The 20,447-nt window shown below is 59.0% G+C and carries 16 protein-coding genes; 14 read left to right on the top strand and 2 right to left on the bottom strand.

What is annotated here, in order from left to right:
• Positions 1-11: 11 nt before the first annotated feature.
• The 3 genes from carB to BSU04_RS02870 all read left to right on the top strand — a co-directional run bounded on the left by carB (position 12) and on the right by BSU04_RS02870 (position 4,417).
• Complete coding sequence (carB, locus tag BSU04_RS02880) at positions 12-3,266, top strand: carbamoyl-phosphate synthase large subunit (protein ID WP_089159168.1); 3,255 nt, start codon at positions 12-14, stop codon at positions 3,264-3,266.
• Between the two features lie 153 nt (positions 3,267-3,419).
• Entirely contained in the window at positions 3,420-3,896 is a 477-nt protein-coding gene (greA, locus tag BSU04_RS02875; protein WP_089159167.1) for a transcription elongation factor GreA, read from the top strand.
• On the top strand, positions 3,896-4,417 hold the full coding sequence (locus tag BSU04_RS02870; RefSeq protein ID WP_089159166.1) for a DUF4149 domain-containing protein: 522 nt from the start codon (positions 3,896-3,898) through the stop codon (positions 4,415-4,417). Before greA ends, BSU04_RS02870 begins: the two co-directional genes overlap by 1 nt.
• Before the next feature lie 70 nt (positions 4,418-4,487).
• Here BSU04_RS02870 and BSU04_RS02865 read toward each other — a convergent pair whose 3' ends face one another.
• A complete protein-coding gene (locus tag BSU04_RS02865) occupies positions 4,488-5,042 on the bottom strand; it encodes a YhbY family RNA-binding protein (RefSeq protein WP_089159165.1) in 555 nt (184 codons plus the stop codon).
• A 443-nt stretch (positions 5,043-5,485) separates the two neighbouring features.
• Between BSU04_RS02865 and BSU04_RS02860 the strand changes: the two genes are divergently transcribed.
• The 11 genes from BSU04_RS02860 to phoR all read left to right on the top strand — a co-directional run bounded on the left by BSU04_RS02860 (position 5,486) and on the right by phoR (position 18,026).
• Positions 5,486-6,148: an RlmE family RNA methyltransferase gene (locus BSU04_RS02860; protein ID WP_089159164.1), complete on the top strand. Its 663-nt coding sequence runs from the start codon at positions 5,486-5,488 to the stop codon at positions 6,146-6,148.
• A 197-nt stretch (positions 6,149-6,345) separates the two neighbouring features.
• Positions 6,346-8,241, top strand: coding sequence for an ATP-dependent zinc metalloprotease FtsH (gene ftsH, locus BSU04_RS02855; RefSeq protein ID WP_089159163.1), 1,896 nt, complete (start codon positions 6,346-6,348; stop codon positions 8,239-8,241).
• A 205-nt stretch (positions 8,242-8,446) separates the two neighbouring features.
• Complete coding sequence (gene folP / locus BSU04_RS02850) at positions 8,447-9,361, top strand: dihydropteroate synthase (protein ID WP_089159162.1); 915 nt, start codon at positions 8,447-8,449, stop codon at positions 9,359-9,361.
• Positions 9,362-9,454: 93 nt separating this feature from the next.
• Positions 9,455-10,813: a phosphoglucosamine mutase gene (gene glmM, locus BSU04_RS02845; RefSeq protein WP_089159161.1), complete on the top strand. Its 1,359-nt coding sequence runs from the start codon at positions 9,455-9,457 to the stop codon at positions 10,811-10,813.
• Between the two features lie 362 nt (positions 10,814-11,175).
• On the top strand, positions 11,176-12,207 hold the full coding sequence (gene pstS / locus BSU04_RS02840; protein ID WP_089159160.1) for a phosphate ABC transporter substrate-binding protein PstS: 1,032 nt from the start codon (positions 11,176-11,178) through the stop codon (positions 12,205-12,207).
• 92 nt (positions 12,208-12,299) lie between these two features.
• Positions 12,300-13,283 carry a phosphate ABC transporter permease PstC gene (gene pstC / locus BSU04_RS02835; protein ID WP_089159239.1) on the top strand — a complete coding sequence of 328 codons (984 nt, stop codon included), beginning with the start codon at positions 12,300-12,302 and terminating at the stop codon, positions 13,281-13,283.
• Complete coding sequence (gene pstA / locus BSU04_RS02830; protein ID WP_089159159.1) at positions 13,280-14,176, top strand: phosphate ABC transporter permease PstA; 897 nt, start codon at positions 13,280-13,282, stop codon at positions 14,174-14,176. The genes pstC and pstA overlap by 4 nt, the downstream gene beginning before the upstream one ends.
• A 156-nt stretch (positions 14,177-14,332) precedes the next feature.
• The gene (gene pstB, locus BSU04_RS02825; protein WP_031363387.1) at positions 14,333-15,088 is read left to right on the top strand and encodes a phosphate ABC transporter ATP-binding protein PstB; all 756 of its coding nucleotides are present in this window, start codon (positions 14,333-14,335) and stop codon (positions 15,086-15,088) included.
• Between the two features lie 73 nt (positions 15,089-15,161).
• Entirely contained in the window at positions 15,162-15,866 is a 705-nt protein-coding gene (gene phoU / locus BSU04_RS02820; RefSeq protein ID WP_031363386.1) for a phosphate signaling complex protein PhoU, read from the top strand.
• A gap of 60 nt (positions 15,867-15,926) precedes the next feature.
• Positions 15,927-16,637, top strand: a complete 711-nt coding sequence (phoB, locus tag BSU04_RS02815) for a phosphate regulon transcriptional regulator PhoB (RefSeq protein WP_089159157.1) — start codon at positions 15,927-15,929, stop codon at positions 16,635-16,637.
• Positions 16,638-16,712: 75 nt separating this feature from the next.
• A complete protein-coding gene (gene phoR / locus BSU04_RS02810; protein WP_089159156.1) occupies positions 16,713-18,026 on the top strand; it encodes a phosphate regulon sensor histidine kinase PhoR in 1,314 nt (437 codons plus the stop codon).
• Positions 18,027-18,112: 86 nt separating this feature from the next.
• On the opposite strand, the gene ppk1 is transcribed toward phoR, so the two are convergent.
• Entirely contained in the window at positions 18,113-20,176 is a 2,064-nt protein-coding gene (ppk1, locus tag BSU04_RS02805; protein ID WP_089159155.1) for a polyphosphate kinase 1, read from the bottom strand.
• Positions 20,177-20,447: the final 271 nt, after the last annotated feature.

Here is a 20,447-nt window from a genome sequence, read left to right as displayed (position 1 = left end):
TGAGAGCAGTTATGCCGAAGCGGACAGACATCAAGAGCATCCTCATCATCGGCGCGGGACCGATCATCATCGGTCAGGCGTGCGAGTTCGATTATTCGGGCGCGCAGGCGTGCAAGGCGCTGCGCGAGGAAGGCTACAAGGTCATTCTCGTCAACAGCAATCCCGCGACGATCATGACCGACCCGAATACGGCCGACGTCACGTACATCGAGCCGATCACGTGGGAAGTCGTTGAGCGCATCATCGACAAGGAACGTCCCGACGCCATCCTCCCAACCATGGGCGGACAAACCGCGCTGAACTGCGCGCTGGATTTGTTCCACCACGGCGTGCTGGAAAAGTACAAGGTCGAGTTGATCGGCGCGTCGCCGGAAGCCATCGATAAAGCCGAAGACCGCCAGAAGTTCAAGGAAGCGATGACGAAGATCGGCCTCGGTTCGGCCAAGTCGGGCATCGCGCATTCCATGGAAGAAGCGCTGCAGGTGCAGGCGGAGATTGCCGCGCTGACGGGCAGTGGCGGTTATCCGACCGTGATTCGTCCGTCGTTCACGCTGGGCGGATCGGGCGGCGGGATTGCGTACAACAAGGAAGAGTTCGAGGAAATTTGCCGTCGCGGACTGGATTTGTCGCCGACGCGTGAATTGCTGATCGAAGAGTCACTGCTGGGCTGGAAAGAGTTCGAGATGGAAGTAGTCCGCGATACCAAGGACAACTGCATCATCGTGTGCTCGATCGAAAACCTGGACCCGATGGGCGTGCATACCGGCGACTCCATCACGGTCGCTCCGGCGCAAACGCTCACCGACAAGGAATACCAGATCCTGCGTAACGCATCGCTCGCCGTGCTTCGTGAGATCGGTGTGGATACGGGCGGCTCGAACGTGCAGTTCGCGATCAACCCGAAGGACGGCCGCATGGTCGTCATCGAGATGAATCCGCGTGTGTCGCGTTCGTCGGCGCTTGCATCGAAGGCAACGGGTTTCCCGATCGCCAAGGTCGCAGCAAAACTGGCTGTGGGCTATACGCTCGACGAGCTGAAGAACGAGATCACGGGCGGTCAGACGCCGGCATCGTTCGAACCGACTATCGACTATGTGGTCACGAAGATTCCGCGTTTTGCATTCGAAAAATTCCGCGAAGCCGATGCACGCCTGACGACGCAGATGAAGTCGGTCGGCGAAGTGATGGCCATTGGCCGCACGTTCCAGGAATCATTCCAGAAGGCGTTGCGCGGTCTGGAAGTGGGCGTCGATGGACTCGATGAAAAGACCACCAGCCGTGACGAAGTGATTCGCGAAATTGGCGAGCCGGGTCCGGACCGTATCTGGTTCCTGGGCGACGCATTCCGTCTTGGCCTGAGCGCCGAAGAAATTTTCGAAGAAACGGCTATCGATCCGTGGTTCCTCGCGCAGATCGAACAGATCGTCTCGAAGGAAAAAGCGCTGAGCGGCCGCACGGTCGAGAGCCTGACCAAAGAGGAAATGCTGTATCTGAAGCAGAGCGGTTTCTCGGATCGCCGCTTGGCCAAGTTGCTTGGCTCGGATCAAACGGCTGTGCGCAAGCATCGCCACGCATTGAAAGTGCGTCCGGTGTACAAGCGCGTGGACACGTGCGCGGCTGAGTTCGCGACGAAAACCGCCTACATGTACTCGACCTACGAGGAAGAGTGCGAAGCGAATCCGACCGATAAAAAGAAGATCATGGTGTTGGGCGGTGGCCCGAACCGGATCGGGCAGGGCATCGAGTTCGACTATTGCTGCGTGCACGCAGCGCTCGCGATGCGCGAAGACGGCTATGAAACCATCATGGTCAACTGCAACCCCGAGACCGTTTCCACCGACTATGACACGTCCGATCGTCTGTACTTCGAATCGCTGACACTGGAAGACGTGCTCGAGATCGTCGAACTGGAAAAGCCGGTTGGCGTGATCGTGCAGTACGGTGGCCAAACGCCGTTGAAGCTTGCGCTGGATCTCGAAGCGAACGGTGTGCCCATCATCGGAACGTCGCCGGACATGATCGATGCCGCTGAAGACCGTGAGCGTTTCCAGAAGCTGCTGCAGGACCTGAACCTGCGTCAACCGCCGAACCGCACGGCGCGTGCCGAAGACGAAGCGCTGCGCCTGGCCGAAGAAATCGGTTATCCGCTGGTCGTGCGTCCGTCGTACGTGCTGGGCGGCCGTGCGATGGAAATCGTCCACGAGCCGCGTGACCTCGAACGCTACATGCGCGAAGCCGTGAAGGTGTCGCACGATTCGCCGGTGCTGCTGGACCGCTTCCTGAACGACGCAATTGAATGCGACGTGGACTGTATTTCAGATGGCGAGGCGGTGTTTATCGGTGGCGTGATGGAGCACATCGAACAGGCGGGCGTGCATTCGGGTGACTCCGCATGCTCGCTGCCGCCGTATTCGCTGTCGCAGGAAACTATCGACGAACTCAAGCGCCAGACGGGCGCCATGGCGCGTGCGCTGAACGTGATCGGCTTGATGAACGTGCAGTTCGCGATCCAGCAAGCGGTGCAGGAAGACGGGTCGAAGAAGGACGTGATCTACGTGCTCGAGGTCAATCCGCGTGCTTCGCGGACGGTGCCGTACGTATCGAAGGCGACGGGCTTGCCTTTGGCGAAGATTGCCGCCCGCGCGATGGTCGGCCAGAAGCTCGCCGACCAGGGCGTCACGAAAGAAGTGATCCCTCCGTATTTCAGCGTCAAGGAAGCGGTGTTCCCGTTCGTGAAATTCCCGGCTGTCGATCCGGTGCTCGGACCGGAAATGCGTTCAACGGGCGAAGTGATGGGCGTGGGCCGCACGTTCGGCGAAGCGCTGTTCAAGTCGCAGCTCGCGGCTGGCTCGCGCTTGCCGGAAAGCGGTACGGTGTTGCTGACCGTGATGGACGCGGACAAGCAGAAGGCCGTGGAAGTCGCGACCATGCTGCACGAGCTCGGCTACCCGATCGTGGCGACCAAGGGCACGGCATCGGCTATCGAGGCAGCGGGCGTGCCGGTGAAGGTGGTCAACAAGGTGAAGGATGGCCGGCCGCACATCGTGGACATGATCAAGAACGGCGAGATTGCGCTGGTCTTCACCACCGTTGACGAAACCCGTGCCGCCATTGCCGATTCCCGCTCGATCCGGATGAGCGCACAAGCCAACAAGGTCACGTATTACACGACCATGTCGGGTGCCCGCGCAGCGGTCGAAGGGCTGCGTTATCTGAAGGACCTGGAAGTCTATGATTTACAAGGACTCCATGCTCGCCTAAACTAAGGCTTCTGATTCGAGTCTCAGCAGTATCAGCAGTCTCCAAATGAAGTCTAAGTTTCAAGGGCCGCGGTTAAGCGGCGTCTTCCTTTTTTACCGGGAGATGCACTTAACCGCGGTAATTTTTTTACGTCTGCATTTTTGCGTAATGAGTTGTTTATGAGCACAGTTCCTTTGACTAAACGCGGCGCAGCGTTGCTGCGCGACGAATTGCAACGCCTCAAATCCGTGGAGCGTCCGGCTGTCGTGAATTCGATCTCCGAAGCCCGCGCGCAGGGCGATCTGTCGGAAAACTCCGAATACGACGCGGCCAAGGAGAAGCAGGGCTTTATCGAAGGCCGCATCGCGGAGATCGAGTCGAAGCTGGCCGGGGCACAAGTCATCGACCCGACCACGGTGGAAGCCGACGGCCGCGTGATTTTCGGCGCAACCGTGGAACTGGAAGAGACGGCCACGGGCGACACGGTCACCTACCAGATCGTCGGCGACGACGAAGCAGATATTGACCATGGGCTGGTGTCCATCAGCTCGCCCATCGCCCGTGCGCTGATCGGCAAGACCGAGGGCGACGTGGCGTCGGTGCAGGCTCCGAGCGGCGCGCGCGAGTACGAAATCATCGCTGTCAAGTACGTCTGATGGCTCATCGATTCTTTCGGATTATCGCCATGATCTGGGTCGGCAGCGTGCTGACGCTCGGGTACGTGGCGGCGCCGGTGCTGTTCAGCATGCTTGACCGGACATCGGCGGGATCGGTTGCGGCGCAACTGTTTCGCATCGAGGGTTTTCTCGGCGTGATCTGCGCGCTGCTGCTGCTGGTATTGGCTAACCGCCTCGTTCGAACGGGTTTCGCAGAATACAAGCGGACCCGCTGGGTCATCGCGGGCATGCTGCTGTGTGTGCTGATCGGCTATTTCGCGCTGCAACCGTTCATGAGCGCGCTGCGGGTGGCGGCTCAGGAAGGCGGAATGGAACTCGCGCAATCGCCGTATGCAAGCCGCTTTGGCATGCTGCACGGCTTATCCAGCGCGTTCTACCTGGTTGAAAGCGTGCTAGGACTGATGCTGTTCTGGCGCCTGCCGCCCGGACGTTTCCCGGTGCAATCGGCCATTCCGAAGGGAAAGACAGCCAGCGTGGCGGCACGTCGCGCGCGCGGTTAAAAAAGCCGGCCCTGCCCGAGCGTATCGGGCAGGGCCGGCTTTCTGCTTTTCCAGGTGAGCGCGGAAAAGCTTATTTCGACGATTGATGGTGACGCTTGGCGCTGGGCAGACGCTTCTTTGCGCGTTTGACGTTGCCGCCAGCCGTCACACGTTCGTTGCCGCGAACCAACAGCTTTTGCTTCTTCGGCTTGCGGACCACAGGTGCGTCACGCGTGATCTTGACGACCTTGACCACGCGCGGCGCACGTCCCTTCGACGACGTTTCGGCAGCGGCTTCTCCGGCGCTCGGAGGCGCTATGCGATTGGCGCCACGGACACCGGCAGCGCGCGAAGGCTTGGCCGCTTGGTCGCTGTCCGGCCGCCACACGACAAGCAACTTGCCGATTTGCTGGATCGGCGCGGCGTTCAGCCGGTCGCAGATTTCCGCGTAGGCTGCGACGCGGGCTTCGCGGTCGTCACCGAACACGCGGATCTTGATGAGCTGATGTGCAGCAAGGTGCACCTCGATCTCGGTCAGCACGGCCTCGGTCAGCCCTTCGCCGCCAACGAGTACGACGGGCTTGAGCGCGTGGGCCTGGGAGCGCAGGTCGGCGCGTTGGGCGGGAGAAAGTTTGAGAGCTGGCATGAGAAGTAACGGACTCGACTAAAATGAGGGGCGCCGTAGCGTAAAAGCGGCTAAACGGTCGCGATTGCAAAACAAAGACGGGCAGGGCGGGACGCCTTGCTCAAGAAAATGACGGACGACGCGAGGCGGTGCGGCAAGTAACGGACTTGATTTTAACGAATCTTTAATCGCCGTAGCTCGGACGCCGCCCCTTGCCAGATAAGCCCGAAGCACGTTATCAGCCTCGGGCCTCCGGCAAACGTCGCTGGCAAGCACAGGGCGCAACGGCGCCGGTATCGGCTAGCCACTTCGGCTGTCCACATCGACGAAGGCTGCTTCGTAAGCCGGCAAATGAGCTGGCAAATGAGCTGGCAAATAAGTTGCCCAGCAAATGAGCAGCACCCCGAATTAGACGCGTATTATCCGCTAAAAGCACAGTTTCACGCAGCAAGAGTTCATTCTTAATGGCAAAAAACCGCTTCAATTACTCGTGGCTGCACGACCACATCAACGACCCGTACGTGAAGCTCGCGCAGCGCGAGGGCTATCGGGCGCGCGCCGCGTACAAGCTGAAGGAGATCGACGAGCAGGATAAGTTGATCAAACCGGGCCAGATCATTGTCGACCTGGGCTCGACCCCCGGGAGCTGGAGCCAGTACGCGCGCAACCAATTGGCCAAAGGGTCCAAGCGCGGTGAAACGCGCGAAGGCGGGATTGATGGCAAGATCATCGCGCTTGACCTGCTGCCCATGGAGCCGATTGCCGACGTGATCTTCATCCAGGGCGACTTCCGCGAAGACTCGGTACTGGACCAATTGAAGGAAATTGTCGGAGACCATCAAGTTGATCTTGTAATTTCCGACATGGCCCCCAACCTCTCAGGGGTCGCGAGCGCAGATGCAGCGCGAATGGAACATCTGTGCGATCTGGCGCTGGACTTCTCGCAGAATCATTTGAAGCCGGAAGGCGCCTTATTGGTCAAATGTTTTCATGGCAGCGGCTATAGTCAAATAGTGGAGAAGTTCAAGCATCAATTCAAAATCGTCGCGCCGCGCAAGCCGAAGGCGTCGCGCGATAAATCGTCCGAAACGTTTATTTTGGGCAGGCAACTCAAGCGTCGGGATTGAGAGTTGCGGGTGGAATCGCCGTCAGGGACCGTTTGTCTTGGCAAGCGTTTTACCGGAAATGTCCAAACAATCGGGTCCTGACCGCTATCCTCGTGCTAGTTAAAGGCTATAGCAGGGGTTTGCGGTCTGGATTAGAATGCTTTGGTGGTGCCGCAAGGCGAATGTAGGCGCCCGTCTATGAGTGAAGGAGTGGTGCTTTGAACAACAATATGTTCTCTAAGGCAGCGGTGTGGCTGGTTATCGCACTGGTGCTGTTCACGGTGTTCAAGCAGTTCGACAAGCCCCGCGTCCAGGAAGGTGTTTCGTATTCGCAATTCATGGACGACGCGAAGACCGGTAAGGTCAAGACAGTTACCGTTCAGGGCCGTAATCTCACCGTTACTCCCGCAGACGGCCAGAAATATCAAATCGTGTCGCCTGGCGATATCTGGATGGTCGGCGACTTGATGAAGTACGGCGTCCAGGTTAGCGGCAAGGCCGACGACGAACCGAATGCGCTTGTTTCCGCGCTGTATTACCTCGGACCGACGATTCTGATCATCGGTTTCTGGTTCTTCATGATGCGGCAAATGCAGGGCGGCGGGAAAGGCGGAGCGTTTTCGTTTGGCAAGTCGCGAGCGCGGCTGATCGACGAGAACAATAACGCGATCAATTTTACCGATGTCGCAGGCTGTGACGAAGCGAAGGAGGAGGTCTCCGAGTTAGTCGACTTCCTGCGCGATCCGCAGAAATTCCAGAAGCTGGGTGGACGTATTCCTCGCGGCGTGTTGCTGGTTGGGCCTCCGGGTACGGGTAAGACGTTGCTGGCGCGCGCCATTGCCGGCGAAGCGAAAGTGCCGTTCTTCAGCATCTCGGGTTCGGACTTCGTTGAAATGTTCGTCGGTGTGGGTGCAGCTCGGGTGCGCGACATGTTCGAGCAAGCCAAGAAGCACGCACCGTGTATCGTGTTTATCGACGAAATCGATGCTGTGGGCCGTCATCGCGGCGCCGGCATGGGCGGCGGTAACGACGAGCGCGAACAGACCTTGAACCAGATGCTCGTGGAAATGGACGGCTTCGAGGCGAATTCCGGCGTGATCGTGATCGCTGCAACCAACCGTTCCGACGTGCTGGACAAAGCGCTGCTGCGTCCGGGTCGTTTCGACCGCCAAGTGTATGTCGGCCTGCCGGATATCCGCGGTCGCGAACACATCATGAAGGTCCACCTGCGCAAGGTGCCTATTTCGAACGACGTCGATGCATCGGTGATCGCACGCGGTACGCCGGGCTTTTCGGGCGCCGATCTGGCGAACCTTGTGAACGAAGCTGCGCTGTTCGCAGCGCGTCGCGGCAAGCGGATCGTCGAAATGGCGGACTTCGAAGACGCGAAGGACAAGATTTTCATGGGTCCGGAACGCAAGTCTGCTGTGATGCGTGAAGAAGAGCGTCGCAACACGGCTTATCACGAGTCGGGTCACGCGGTGGTGGCCAAGTTGCTGCCTCACGCAGATCCGGTTCACAAGGTTTCCATCATGCCGCGTGGCTGGGCGCTGGGCATTACGTGGCAGTTGCCGGAGCATGATCGCGTGAACTTGTATCGCGACAAGATGCTCGAGGAAATCGCCATCCTGTTCGGCGGCCGTGCAGCAGAGGAAGTGTTCCTGAACTCCATGTCTACGGGTGCTTCGAACGACTTCGAGCGCGCGACCAAGATGGCTCGTGACATGGTGACGCGTTACGGTATGTCGGATGTGCTCGGCACGATGGTATATGTTGATACCGAGCAGGACGGCGTGTTCGGCAAGATGGCGTCAAAGACGGTATCCGAAGCCACGCAGCAAAAGGTTGATGCTGAAATTCGCCGGATTCTTGACGATCAGTATGGCCTCGCCCGCAAGCTGCTGGAAGACAACCGCGACAAGGTCGAAGCCATGACGAAGGCACTGCTGGAATGGGAAACCATCGACGCAGAGCAGATCAGCGACATCATGGGCGGTCGTCCGCCGCGTCCGCCGAAGAATCTGCCGCCGCCGTCGGGTGATCCGTCGTCCGGTGGTGGAAACACCGGCGCGGAAGTCAAACCGGGTAACGCCACGGCTCCTGCTTCAGCCTGACGCGATCCTGAGGCAAATCAGAAGGGGCTGGTGTGTTTTCACACCAGCCCTTTTCCGTTGGGGCTCGCTTTTTGAGGCCACGCGGAGCAGGTTCATTGGCTTGGCTGGCCATTGCTTGAGCTCCGCCGCATGCACTTCGAATGGCGGTCCGATCGGCGCCCAACGGTCTAAAAACGTAGCTTCTTCATCGCATCGCTCGACCACTATGCTGTCTTCACCTTTGCCGGACAACTTTCACATTGTTGCTCAGCCGCTTCAATGCGGCCGGTTTACGCTGACCTTCGAGCGTCCGCTGATCATGGGCATTCTCAATGTCACGCCGGATTCGTTTTCAGATGGCGGCCGTTTCGTCGCGCGCGACGCGGCGCTCGCACAGGCCGCCGAGATGATTCGCGACGGCGCCGACATGATCGATATTGGCGGTGAGTCGACCCGCCCGGGCGCGCCGCCCGTTCCGCTGGACGAAGAGCTCGAGCGCGTCATCCCGGTTATCGAAGCGTTGCGATCGGCGGGTGTGCCGCTTTCCATCGACACCTACAAACCCGCCGTCATGCGCGCTGCGCTGAACGCCGGCGCGGATATGGTCAACGACATCTGGGGCTTGCGTCGTGAAGGCGCGCTCGATGCGGTCAAGGACAGCACGTGCGGGGTCTGTGTCATGCATATGCTTGGCGAGCCGCAGACCATGCAGATGCATGAGCCTGTGTACCGCGATGTCGTGGCAGAGGTGCGGGAATTTTTCGAGGAACGGCTGCGTGCGCTGATGGCGGAGGGAATCGGCGCGGAGCGGATCTGCCTCGATCCCGGATTTGGGTTCGGCAAGTCCGTGATCGATCATAATTACGCTTTGCTGGCGCATTTCGCCGAGACACGGCCCGAGAATTCGCGCGTCCCGTTACTGGCTGGAATGTCGCGCAAGTCGATGCTTGGCGCGGTGACCGGGCGAATGCAACCGGTCGAGCGCGTGGCAGCGAGCGTGGCGGCGGCGGTGTGCGCGGCCGAGCGAGGCGCGGCAATTGTGCGGGTGCACGACGTCGCGGCAACTGCCGATGCATTGAAGGTGTGGCAAGCCGTGCGCGCTGCCGTTAAGCGTAATGCAAGACACAACACAACTCAATGAGCGGCGCTTCGAAAGCATAGGCATTGCGATTGCCTTGAGAGGTTTGGATTTCACCGTTCGCGCTTAATTTTGCGCAAGGATAAGAACGAAACAATGGCACGTCGATATTTTGGAACAGATGGTATTCGCGGCAAGGTCGGCGAGGCTCCGATCACGCCTGATTTCGTGTTGCGGCTGGGCTATGCAGCCGGGAAAGTACTGGCGGGAGCGGATCGATGGGCGCAGCGCGGCAGCCGCCCGACCGTGCTGATCGGCAAGGACACCCGGGTGTCGGGGTACATGCTGGAAGCGGCACTGGAGTCGGGTTTTTCGGCAGCGGGTGTTGACGTCATGCTGGCCGGCCCGATGCCGACGCCGGGCGTCGCCTACCTGACGCGTGCTCTGCGCCTGGCGGCGGGCGTGGTGATCAGCGCATCGCATAACCCGTACTACGACAACGGCATCAAGTTTTTCTCCGCTGACGGCAACAAGCTCCCGGACGAAGTCGAGTTGAAGATTGAAGCGCAACTCGAGGAACCCATGTCGTGCGCGCCGTCCGAGCTGTTGGGCAAGGCCCGCCGGCTAGACGACGCACGCGGCCGCTACATCGAATTCTGCAAGAGTACGTTCCCGGCCAGCTTCGATTTGCACGGTCTCAAGCTGGTGGTCGACTGCGCTCACGGCGCTGCGTACGACGTCGCGCCGCAGGTTTTCCACGAGCTTGGCGCGGAAGTGGTGACGATCGGCGTGTCACCGAACGGCTTCAATATCAACGACGGCGTGGGAGCCACTGCGCCCGACGCGTTGGTGCGCGCGGTGAAAGAGCATCGTGCGGATATCGGCATTGCGCTCGACGGCGATGCGGATCGCCTGCAGGTCGTCGATGCTTCGGGACGGCTCTACAACGGCGACGAATTGTTGTACGTGCTGGTGAAGGACCGCATTGCGACGGACGGGCATGTGGACGGCGCGGTCGGTACGCTGATGACGAACATGGCGGTAGAGGTTGCGTTGAAGCAGGCGGGCGTGCAGTTCGTGCGCGCGGCCGTGGGCGACCGCTACGTGCTGGAGAAGCTGCGTGAGAACAACTGGATGCTGGGCGCGGAAGGGTCCGGGCATATCCTGTCGCTTGACCGGCACTCCACGGGCGACGGCATTGTTTCGGCGCTGCTCGTGCTTGCGGCAATAAAACGCGGCGGCAAGCCGCTTGCCGACCTGCTCGACGGTGTGACGCTGTTCCCGCAGAAGCTGATCAATGTGCGCATGAGCCCGGATGCCGACTGGAAGAGCAGCGACGCCATCAAGCAGGCAATCGCAGGCGCCGAGCGCGCGCTGGAATCCCATGGCCGGGTGCTTATCCGCGCGTCGGGAACGGAGCCGGTGCTGCGCGTGATGGTGGAGGCTGCGTCAGAGGCGGATGCGCTCGCACACGCCGAAAGTATTGCGAGGGTGGTGAAGGACGCAACAACCTGATCGTAGAGAAGGACCTGCATACAAAACGCCACGGTTTGCGCCGTGGCGTTTTTGCATGTCGACCTCCGCCGCGAATTCAGGTCTCGGAATTGGATCAAAAGGAAACGACCAATCCAAGGAATCACACGACCCAAGGCCGCGACATCACACGGCATGTCCGGTCAGGAAAATATTTGAAAGAAAACCAGCTGAATAGCCTCAACCGCAGTCCCATCAAGCCTCCGCATTCAAATCATCACACCATGAACTTTCGCGATCGTAAGCCTGTTGTCACGCTGGCTTCATCATTAGTCATCGGACTGTCACATTGAAACCCTATCCTTCGCGGTGTCGAGCCACTTGCTCACAACCCTGGAGATCACATGAAATTGATGCACACCGCGCTCGCAGGCATCGTCGGCGCAATGTTCGCGATGTCGGCGCAAGCTGCGGACATCACCGGCGCGGGCAGTACCTTCGCTGCACCGATTTACACGAAATGGGCCGATACGTATCAGAAGTCAGGCGGCGGCAAGGTTAACTATCAAGGAATCGGTTCCTCGGGCGGCATCAAGCAAATCATCGCGAAGACGGTGGATTTTGCTGGCTCGGACGCACCGCTTAAGGACGACGAGCTGGCCAAGCAGGGGCTTTTCCAGTTTCCGACAGTGGTTGGCGGCGTAGTTCCGGCGATCAACGTGCCGGGTATCAAAGCGGGTGAGATGACGCTGTCGGGTGAAGTTCTCGGCGACATCTACCTCGGCAAGATCAAGAAGTGGAACGACCCGGCTATCGTCGCGCTGAATCCGAAGCTGAAGCTGCCGGATGACGACATTGCTGTCGTACGCCGCGCCGACGGTTCGGGCACGAGCTTCATCTGGACGAACTATCTGTCCAAGGTGAACGCTGAGTGGAAAGCCAAGGTGGGTGAAGGTTCGACGGTCAACTGGCCGACGGGCACGGGCGGCAAGGGCAACGACGGCGTCGCCGCGTTCGTCCAGCGTCTGCCGGGTGCTATTGGTTACGTGGAATGGGCGTACGCTAAGCAAAACAAGATGACGTACGTCGACCTGAAGAACGCGTCGGGCGCGGTGGTCGAGCCGAAGACGGAAACGTTCAAGGCAGCGGCAGCGGGCGCGGACTGGTCGAAGTCGTTCTATCAGATCCTGACGAACGAGCCGGGCAAGGACGCATGGCCGATCGTGGGCGCAACCTTCGTGCTGCTGCACACGACGCAGGACAAGGAAGCGCAAGGCGCGGAAACGCTGAAGTTCTTCGGTTGGGCGTTCAAGAACGGCACGCAAGCAGCGAATGACCTCGACTACATTTCGTTGCCTGATTCGGTGATCGCCGAAATCGAAACGCAGTGGAAATCGAAGGTGAAGGACGCATCGGGCAAGGCTGTCGCGCAGTAAGCTGCTTTTTCTTAGCGGTAAGCAACAAGCATCTGGCTTTTTTGTCCGTATTGCCGCGCGGCATCCGCCGCGCGGCCCTTCCGAAGGTTCCCATGTCGGACATCAACTTCTCATCGACTCCACCCGCCAGCCGCGCTCAACGCGCTCCGGGACGACTCGGTGATATCGTTTTCGGTGGGTTGACGCGGCTTTCCGCCGTCATCACGCTGCTGCTGCTGGGCGGCATTATCGTGTCGCTGGTGGTGGCCTCGCTGCCTACGCTGCAAAAATTTGGCCTCAGTTTTCTCTGGCGTTCCGACTGGGATCCACAGACCGATAGCTTTGGCGCGCTCGTGCCCATCTACGGCACCATTGCCACGTCCATCATTGCGCTGATCATCGCCGTGCCGGTGAGCTTCGGCATCGCGCTGTTCCTGACCGAGCTCGCGCCCGCATGGCTGCGCCGGCCGCTCGGCGTGGCAATTGAACTGCTCGCGGCCATCCCGTCGATTGTCTACGGCATGTGGGGTCTGCTGGTGTTCTCACCCATTTTCGCGACTTATTTCGAAAAACCGCTGGGCAAGCTGCTCGGCAATGTCTGGTTTATCGGCCGCTTTTTCCAGGGGCCGCCCATCGGCATCGGCATTCTGTGCGCCGGTGTGATCCTGGCGATCATGATCATTCCGTATATTGCGGCGGTGATGCGCGACGTGTTTGAAGTCACGCCGGTCTTGCTGAAGGAATCGGCGTATGGCATTGGCTGCACGACTTGGGAAGTGATGTGGAAAATCGTGCTGCCCTTTACGCGAACCGGTGTGATTGGCGGCGTGATGCTCGGCCTCGGCCGCGCGCTTGGTGAAACAATGGCCGTGACGTTCGTGATCGGCAATACGAATCTGCTCGATAACGTCTCGCTGTTTTCTCCAGGCAACAGCATTACCTCGGCGCTCGCCAACGAATTCGCTGAAGCGAGTCCGGGACTGCACACGTCGGCGTTGATGGAGCTCGGTTTGATCCTGTTCCTGATTACGTTCATCGTGCTTTCGCTGTCCAAACTCATGCTGCTTCGCCTCGAAAAAGGGGAGGGTGGCAAGTGAACCGGACCACTACTCAATTCCCCGGCTCCGGCAATCCGGAACGGGAAGAAGCCACGCGCATCAAGTTGCAGCGGCGTCGCCGCGGCAAGAACGTGCTCGCGCTGGTGTTGTCGCTGGCTGCGATGGCATTCGGTTTGTTGTGGCTCGTGTGGATTCTGTTCACCACGGTCAAGCTGGGTATTGGCGGTTTGTCGATCGATCTGTTCACGCAGAACACGCCCCCGCCTAATACCGATGGCGGTGGTTTGCTGAATGCGATCGTCGGCAGCTTGATGCTCGTGCTCCTCGCCACGTTCGTCGGCACGCCGCTCGGGATTCTCGCGGGCGTGTATCTCGCCGAATATGGCGACAAGCGCTGGCTTGCGAGCTTGACGCGTTTCATTAACGACATCCTGTTGTCCGCCCCGTCGATCGTGATCGGCTTGTTCGTGTATGCGCTGGTGGTCGCGCAAATGGGGCGCTTCAGCGGTTGGGCGGGCGTGATCGCGCTGGCGTTGCTGCAGATCCCCATCGTGATCCGTACAACGGAAAACATGCTGCGACTGGTGCCGAACGCGCTGCGTGAAGCGGCCTTTGCACTCGGCACGCCGAAGTGGAAGATGATTTGTTCGATCACGCTGAAGGCGTCGGTCAGCGGCATCGTGACGGGCGTCCTGCTGGCTGTTGCACGCATCACTGGCGAAACCGCGCCGCTGCTCTTCACGGCGCTGTCCAACCAGTTTTTCTCGTGGGACATGAATCAGCCGGTGGCGAACCTGCCCGTCACGATCTACAAGTTCGCGATGAGCCCGTTCCCCCAATGGCAAGCGCTCGCGTGGGCCGGCGTGTTCCTGATCACGCTCGGCGTGCTCGGTCTGAACATCCTGGCACGCACGATCTTCTCGAAAAAATAAGGCGGAAATCATTCCATGAACACAGTCGCAAGCGATGTGAGCGCCCGGAACGCTAATCCGGCCGCCAGCGGTGATAACGCAGGCACAAGCCCGGTTGAGCGTGGTGCTGTGCCGGGCAGCTTCAAGCCGGCCCATCACGCGCCGCCGGTTGGATCGATGAAACCGAAGATCGAGGTGAACAACCTCAACTTCTTCTACAACAAGTTTCATGCGCTGAAGAACATCAACCTGCGGATTCCTGAACATAAGGTGACGGCGTTCATCGGTCCGTCGGGGTGCGGGAAGTCGACGCTGCTGCGTACATTCAACAAGATGTACGCGCTGTATCCGGAGCAGCGCGCGGAAGGCGAGATCCTGATGGACGGCAACAACCTGCTCGATACCAGCCGCGATATCTCGCTGCTGCGTGCGCGGGTTGGCATGGTGTTCCAGAAGCCGACGCCGTTTCCCATGTCGATCTACGACAACATTGCGTTCGGCGTAAAGATGTTCGAGCAACTGTCGCGCTCGGAAATGGACGACCGCGTTGAATGGGCGCTGACGAAAGCGGCGCTGTGGAACGAAGTGAAGGACAAGCTGCAGCAAAGCGGCTATGGCCTGTCGGGCGGACAACAGCAGCGACTGTGCATTGCGCGCGGCATTGCCATTCGCCCGGAAGTGCTGTTACTCGACGAACCGTGTTCCGCGCTCGACCCTATTTCGACGGGCCGCATTGAAGAATTGATTGCCGAACTGAAGGATGATTACACGGTGGTGATCGTTACGCACAACATGCAGCAGGCGGCGCGTTGTTCGGACTACACTGCTTATATGTATCTGGGCGAATTGATTGAATTCGGCGATACGGAAAAGATCTTCATCAAACCGTCCCGCAAGGAAACGGAAGACTACATCACCGGCCGGTTTGGTTGAATCGCGCGGCTGGGTTTGTCGCCACGTTGTCGCCGATTCATAACGGGCTAAAAAAAGGACTTCAGGAGCACATATGTCCGATAAACATTTGTCGAGCCAGTTCGACGCCGATCTGAATGCGGTGTCATCCAAGGTGCTGGAAATGGGCGGTCTGGTCGAATCCCAGATCATCAACGCCATGCAGGCGCTCAATACGTTCGACATGGAAATTGTTGAAGCGGTAGTGCTCGCCGAACAGCGCCTGAACACCATGGAAGTGGAGATCGACGAGGAATGCAGCAACATCATTGCGCGCCGTCAGCCGGCCGCGCGTGACCTGCGTTTGTTGATGGCGATTTCGAAAACGATTACGAATCTCGAGCGCGCCGGCGACGAAGCCGAAAAGATCGCCAAGCGCGTAAGGCGTATCAATGAAGATGGCATGGGGCGTAACGTCAATATCGCGGAAATCAAGTTGTCCGGCGAAATGGCGGTCTCCATCCTGCGCCGTGCGCTAGATGCATTCGCGCGCCTGGATACGGTCGCCGCCGCTCAGATCGTTCGTGACGATAAAGCCATTGACGAAGAATTCCGCGCCTTCGTGCGCAAGCTGGTCACGTACATGATGGAAGATCCGCGCATGATTTCGGCGGGCCTCGACTATCTGTTTATCGCTAAAGCGGTCGAACGGATTGGCGATCATGCGAAGAACATTGCGGAATTCATTATTTACATTGTGAAGGGAACGGATGTCCGCCATGTGTCGCGCGATCAACTTGAACGCGAAGCACTGAGCTGATTCTGTTGTGATCCGGATGTTGGTTGTTTAACTTACGCGAAGAAGGTTACAGAGGTGCCGATGCCCAGCAGCATTCTCGTTATAGAAGACGAACCCGCGATTTCCGAATTGATTTCGGTGAATCTGCAACACGCGGGCCATTGCCCCATTCGTGCTTATAACGCGGAACAGGCGCAAAACCTGATCAGCGACGTCTTGCCCGACCTGGTACTGCTCGACTGGATGCTGCCGGGTAAATCCGGCATTGCCTTTGCTCGGGAATTACGGGGCAACGAACGCACGAAACATATTCCGATCATCATGCTCACTGCCCGCGGCGACGAGCAGGACAAGGTGCTCGGACTTGAAATTGGCGCGGACGATTATGTGACGAAGCCATTTTCGCCGAAAGAATTGATGGCGCGGATCAAGGCGGTATTGCGCCGGCGCGCGCCGCAATTGACGGAAGACGTGGTTGCAATCAACGGCTTGCGTCTTGACCCGGCTACCCATAGGGTGGCAGCGCATTCGAACGGTCAGGGAAGCGACGATATCAAGCTCGATCTCGGACCGACCGAGTTCCGCTTGCTGCACTTCTTCATGACGCATCCTGAGCGCGTGCATAGCCGCACGCAATTGCTGGATCAGGTGTGGGGCGATCACGTATTCGTGGAAGAGCGAACGGTGGACGTGCATATCAAGCGTCTGCGCGCAGCCTTAAAGCCGGCTGGATGCGATGCTATGATTGAAACGGTTCGCGGCAGTGGTTACCGGCTGGCCAAGAGCGCTTGATGGAGTAAATGAGAAGAGTGACTGAAGCCCGCGGCCAATCGTGGTCGCGTGGCAATAATCTCGATCCGCTAATTCATGAATATCATCTGGACGCGTTCTCTCGTGTCCCTCGCGTTGCTCGCGGTATTGAGCGGGATTGTCGGCGCGCTGTTCGGAGTGCGCGCCGCGCTCTGTTTCGCGCTCATCATGCTGGTTCTGCAAACCCTCTTCACTACCTTTCATACGCAGCGCCTGTGGCGTTTGCTCGACGCCCCCGTGTACGGCGAAGTGCCGAGCGCGCCTGGCGTGTGGGGTGAGATTTACTATCGGCTGCATAAGCTTGCGAAGCGCTGGCACGCGCAGGTGCGCCAGGTCGAGCAGCAGCATTCACGGTTTATCCAGGGCATTCAGGCGTCGCCGAATGGCGTCGCCATGCTCGACGACACCGACCAGATAGAGTGGTGCAACGCTATTGCCGAAACCCATTTCGGTCTCGACGCCAAACGCGATCTGCGCCAGCACATCACGCATCTCGTGCGTCAACCGGACTTCGTTCGTTATCTCGCTTCGCAGCATTACGAGTCGGTGCTGGTGATGCGGGGGATGGGACTGAACCGGCAGCATGTATTGTCGGTGCAAATATTCCCCTACGGAGAAAACCGGAAGCTGATTCTGACCCAGGACATAACGGAACTGGAAAGAACGGATTCCATGCGCCGCGATTTTGTCGCGAACGTTTCGCACGAGTTGAAGACGCCGTTGACCGTGCTGTCCGGCTTTCTTGAAACCATGCGCGAATTGCCGTTGAATGAATCCGACCGGGCGCGATATCTGGAGATGATGGAGCAGCAGTCGTCGCGGATGCAGAACATCGTGCGCGATCTGCTCGTGCTCGCGAATCTGGAGGGTGATGTCAAACCACCCAGCGACGACGTTCTCGATATGCGCGCGGTACTGCGCCATCTTGAAGAAGACGCGGATAATCTGTCGAACGGCCGGCATCGAATTACATTCGATGTGGATGAAGCGTTGACAGTGTCCGGTTCGGAAACGGAGATTGTCAGTGCGCTCGCGAATCTGGTGACGAATGCGATTCGCTATACGCCGGATGGTGGAACGATTGATGTTTCGTGGCAGCGCGTTCGGGATCGCGCAGTGTTTTCCGTGCGAGATAGCGGACTCGGTATTCCGGCCGAACATATTCCGCGCTTGACTGAGCGGTTTTATCGTGTGGATAGAAGCCGTTCACGCGATACCGGCGGCACGGGCCTTGGGCTTGCGATCGTGAAGCACGTATTGCAACGCCATCTGGCCGACCTGGAAGTCAGGAGTGAGGAAGGGCGGGGAAGCACCTTCTCGGTGAAGTTTGCGGCCGCCCGCACGGCCTTGAGGAAATCGATTGCCGCTTGAGGGAATGACGCGGCTTGACGTGCCTTGCGGCAGCGCACGTTCAAGCCTTCATTCAGACCAGTCAGTCAGACCAGTCCTTCAGACCATCAAGGGCAGAACTTCGCGAGCAGGCCCAATTGCGCATTGCGCATCGACTTGCCCGGACGCCGCCGCTGATAATGCCCGTCGCTTTGCATGAGCCACGCCGACTGGTTATCGCCGAGAAACACTGAGAGTCCTTCGGCAATCACGCGCCGTTTCAGGCGCCGGTCGTTCACCGGAAATGCCACTTCCACGCGCCGGAAGAAGTTGCGATCCATCCAGTCCGCACTCGACAAATACACCTTCTCTTCTCCGCCCGCGTAAAAATAAAAGATGCGGTGATGCTCGAGAAAACGTCCGACGATGGAGCGCACCGTAATGTTCTCGGACAGGTCTTCCACGCCGGGTTTCAACGCGCAGACGCCACGCACGATCAGGTCGATTTTCACGCCTGCCTGTGATGCTTCATACAACGCGATGATCACGGTCGGTTCGAGCAGCGCATTCATCTTGGCGACAATCCGCGCTTTCTTGCCCGCCCGCGCGTTGTCGGCTTCAGCACGAATGGCTTCCATCAGATTCGGATGCAGCGTAAAAGGCGCTTGCCAGAGCTGATGCAGGCGCAGCTCGCCGCCGATGCCGGTGAGTTGCTGAAACACGTGATGCACGTCTTCGCAGACTTCCTGATCCGAGGTCATCACGCCGAAATCGGTATAAAGACGCGCGGTGCGCGGATGATAGTTGCCCGTACCCAGATGCACATAACGCCTGAGCATCATCTTGCCGTTCTTGGAAACGCGCCGCACGATCAGCATCATTTTCGCGTGGCATTTGTGGCCGACCACGCCGTACACCACGTGCGCGCCCACGGCTTCGAGCTGCGACGCCCAGTTCATGTTCGTTTCTTCGTCGAAGCGTGCGAGCAGTTCCACTACCACAGTCACTTCCTTGCCGTTGCGCGCGGCTTGCATCAGCGCGTCCATCAGCGGCGAGTCGGTGCCAGTCCGGTAGATGGTCTGCTTGATCGCCACCACCTGCGGGTCCTTGGCCGCCTGCAGCAGCAGCTCGAGCACAGGCTGAAAACTCTCGTACGGATGATGCAGGAGGATGTCGCCCTGATCGATGGCGTCGAAGAGATTCGATGTTGCCGCGATAGCTTTCGGCACAGCCGGAATATGCGGCACGAACTTCAGGTCCGGTCGATCGACCATCTCGGGCAACTGCATCAGACGCACAAGATTCACCGGCCCGTCCACGCGATAACAATCGCGGTCGTTCAGCTCGCTTTCGTCAAGCAGGCGCCGGATCATGTGCGGCGGCGTTTCCGCCGACACTTCCAGACGTACCGCATTGCCCAAATGGCGCGCGGGCAGTTCGCCCTGCAGCGCGACGCGCAGGTTGGTGATTTCGTCTTCATCGACGAACAATTCGCTGTTGCGCGTGATGCGGAACTGGTTGCAACTGCGCACGACCAGATGCGGGAACAGCGCGTCGACAAAACGCTGCAGCAAGGAGCTCAGCAGCACGAACCCGTGCGGATACCCCGACAGCGCTTCGGGCATGCGCACGAGCCGCGGCAGCGCGCGCGGCGCCTGCACGATGCCCATCATTGCCTGGCGGCCGAACGCGTCGCGGCCCTCCAGCTCGACCACGAAGTTCAGGCTCTTGTTCAGCACGCGCGGAAACGGATGCGCGGGGTCCAGTCCGATCGGCGTCAGTACCGGCAGCAACTCGTTCTGAAAATAATCGCGCGCCCAATCGGTCTGCGCTTCGCTCCAGGATTCCACGCCGTGAAAGTAGATCCCTTCACTTTCCAGCGCGGGAAACACGGTGTCCTGGAGCATGACGTATTGCTGATGGACCAGGCGATGCGCGCGCTCGACCACGAGGTCGTACACATGCTGCAGCGACATGCCGTCGGGCGAGAGCGAGCCCGGGTTGTCGCGCATCTGTTCCTGCATGCCGGCCATGCGGACTTCAAAAAATTCGTCGAGGTTGCTGCTGGTAATGCAGATAAAGCGGAGCCGTTCGAGCAGCGGGACGGCGGTATCGGCGGCCTGCGACAATACTCGTTCGTTAAAACCCAGAATGCCCAGTTCGCGATTAAGAAGGGGATAGCGTAAGGACATCGATAGTATTGGCAGTCAAAATAACAGAATGTGCAAGGATCGCTCGGAATGCATCACAGTATGATGACGTTTTTGTGAAAACGTGGTGTCATAAATCTAACGCAGGTCTCGGGTAAGGTTGATTCTGGCAAAGTTTGCCCTGCGTTGCGTCCTGTTTCCTCGACCAGACGAAATCGATTCATTGGGGCAGTTTGCTGCATTGGATTATTTACCAGACCAGCACAGTCCTCCGCTTGGACTTAAAATTGGCGCGCTGCTGCGGCTCGGCGTG

The organism is Caballeronia sordidicola, assembly GCF_002220365.1.
Lineage (GTDB): Bacteria > Pseudomonadota > Gammaproteobacteria > Burkholderiales > Burkholderiaceae > Caballeronia > Caballeronia sordidicola_C.
This window is presented reverse-complemented; position numbering and strand designations above follow the sequence as displayed.

Coding starts and splice junctions, on each gene's coding strand:
- carB (WP_089159168.1), top strand. CDS start 12: ATGCCGAAGCGGACAGACATCAAGAGCATCCTCATCATCGGCGCGGGA.
- greA (WP_089159167.1), top strand. CDS start 3,420: ATGAGCACAGTTCCTTTGACTAAACGCGGCGCAGCGTTGCTGCGCGAC.
- BSU04_RS02870 (WP_089159166.1), top strand. CDS start 3,896: ATGGCTCATCGATTCTTTCGGATTATCGCCATGATCTGGGTCGGCAGC.
- BSU04_RS02865 (WP_089159165.1), bottom strand. CDS start 5,042: ATGCCAGCTCTCAAACTTTCTCCCGCCCAACGCGCCGACCTGCGCTCC.
- BSU04_RS02860 (WP_089159164.1), top strand. CDS start 5,486: ATGGCAAAAAACCGCTTCAATTACTCGTGGCTGCACGACCACATCAAC.
- folP (WP_089159162.1), top strand. CDS start 8,447: ATGCTGTCTTCACCTTTGCCGGACAACTTTCACATTGTTGCTCAGCCG.
- glmM (WP_089159161.1), top strand. CDS start 9,455: ATGGCACGTCGATATTTTGGAACAGATGGTATTCGCGGCAAGGTCGGC.
- pstS (WP_089159160.1), top strand. CDS start 11,176: ATGAAATTGATGCACACCGCGCTCGCAGGCATCGTCGGCGCAATGTTC.
- pstC (WP_089159239.1), top strand. CDS start 12,300: ATGTCGGACATCAACTTCTCATCGACTCCACCCGCCAGCCGCGCTCAA.
- pstB (WP_031363387.1), top strand. CDS start 14,333: ATGAAACCGAAGATCGAGGTGAACAACCTCAACTTCTTCTACAACAAG.
- phoU (WP_031363386.1), top strand. CDS start 15,162: ATGTCCGATAAACATTTGTCGAGCCAGTTCGACGCCGATCTGAATGCG.
- phoB (WP_089159157.1), top strand. CDS start 15,927: ATGCCCAGCAGCATTCTCGTTATAGAAGACGAACCCGCGATTTCCGAA.
- phoR (WP_089159156.1), top strand. CDS start 16,713: ATGAATATCATCTGGACGCGTTCTCTCGTGTCCCTCGCGTTGCTCGCG.
- ppk1 (WP_089159155.1), bottom strand. CDS start 20,176: ATGTCCTTACGCTATCCCCTTCTTAATCGCGAACTGGGCATTCTGGGT.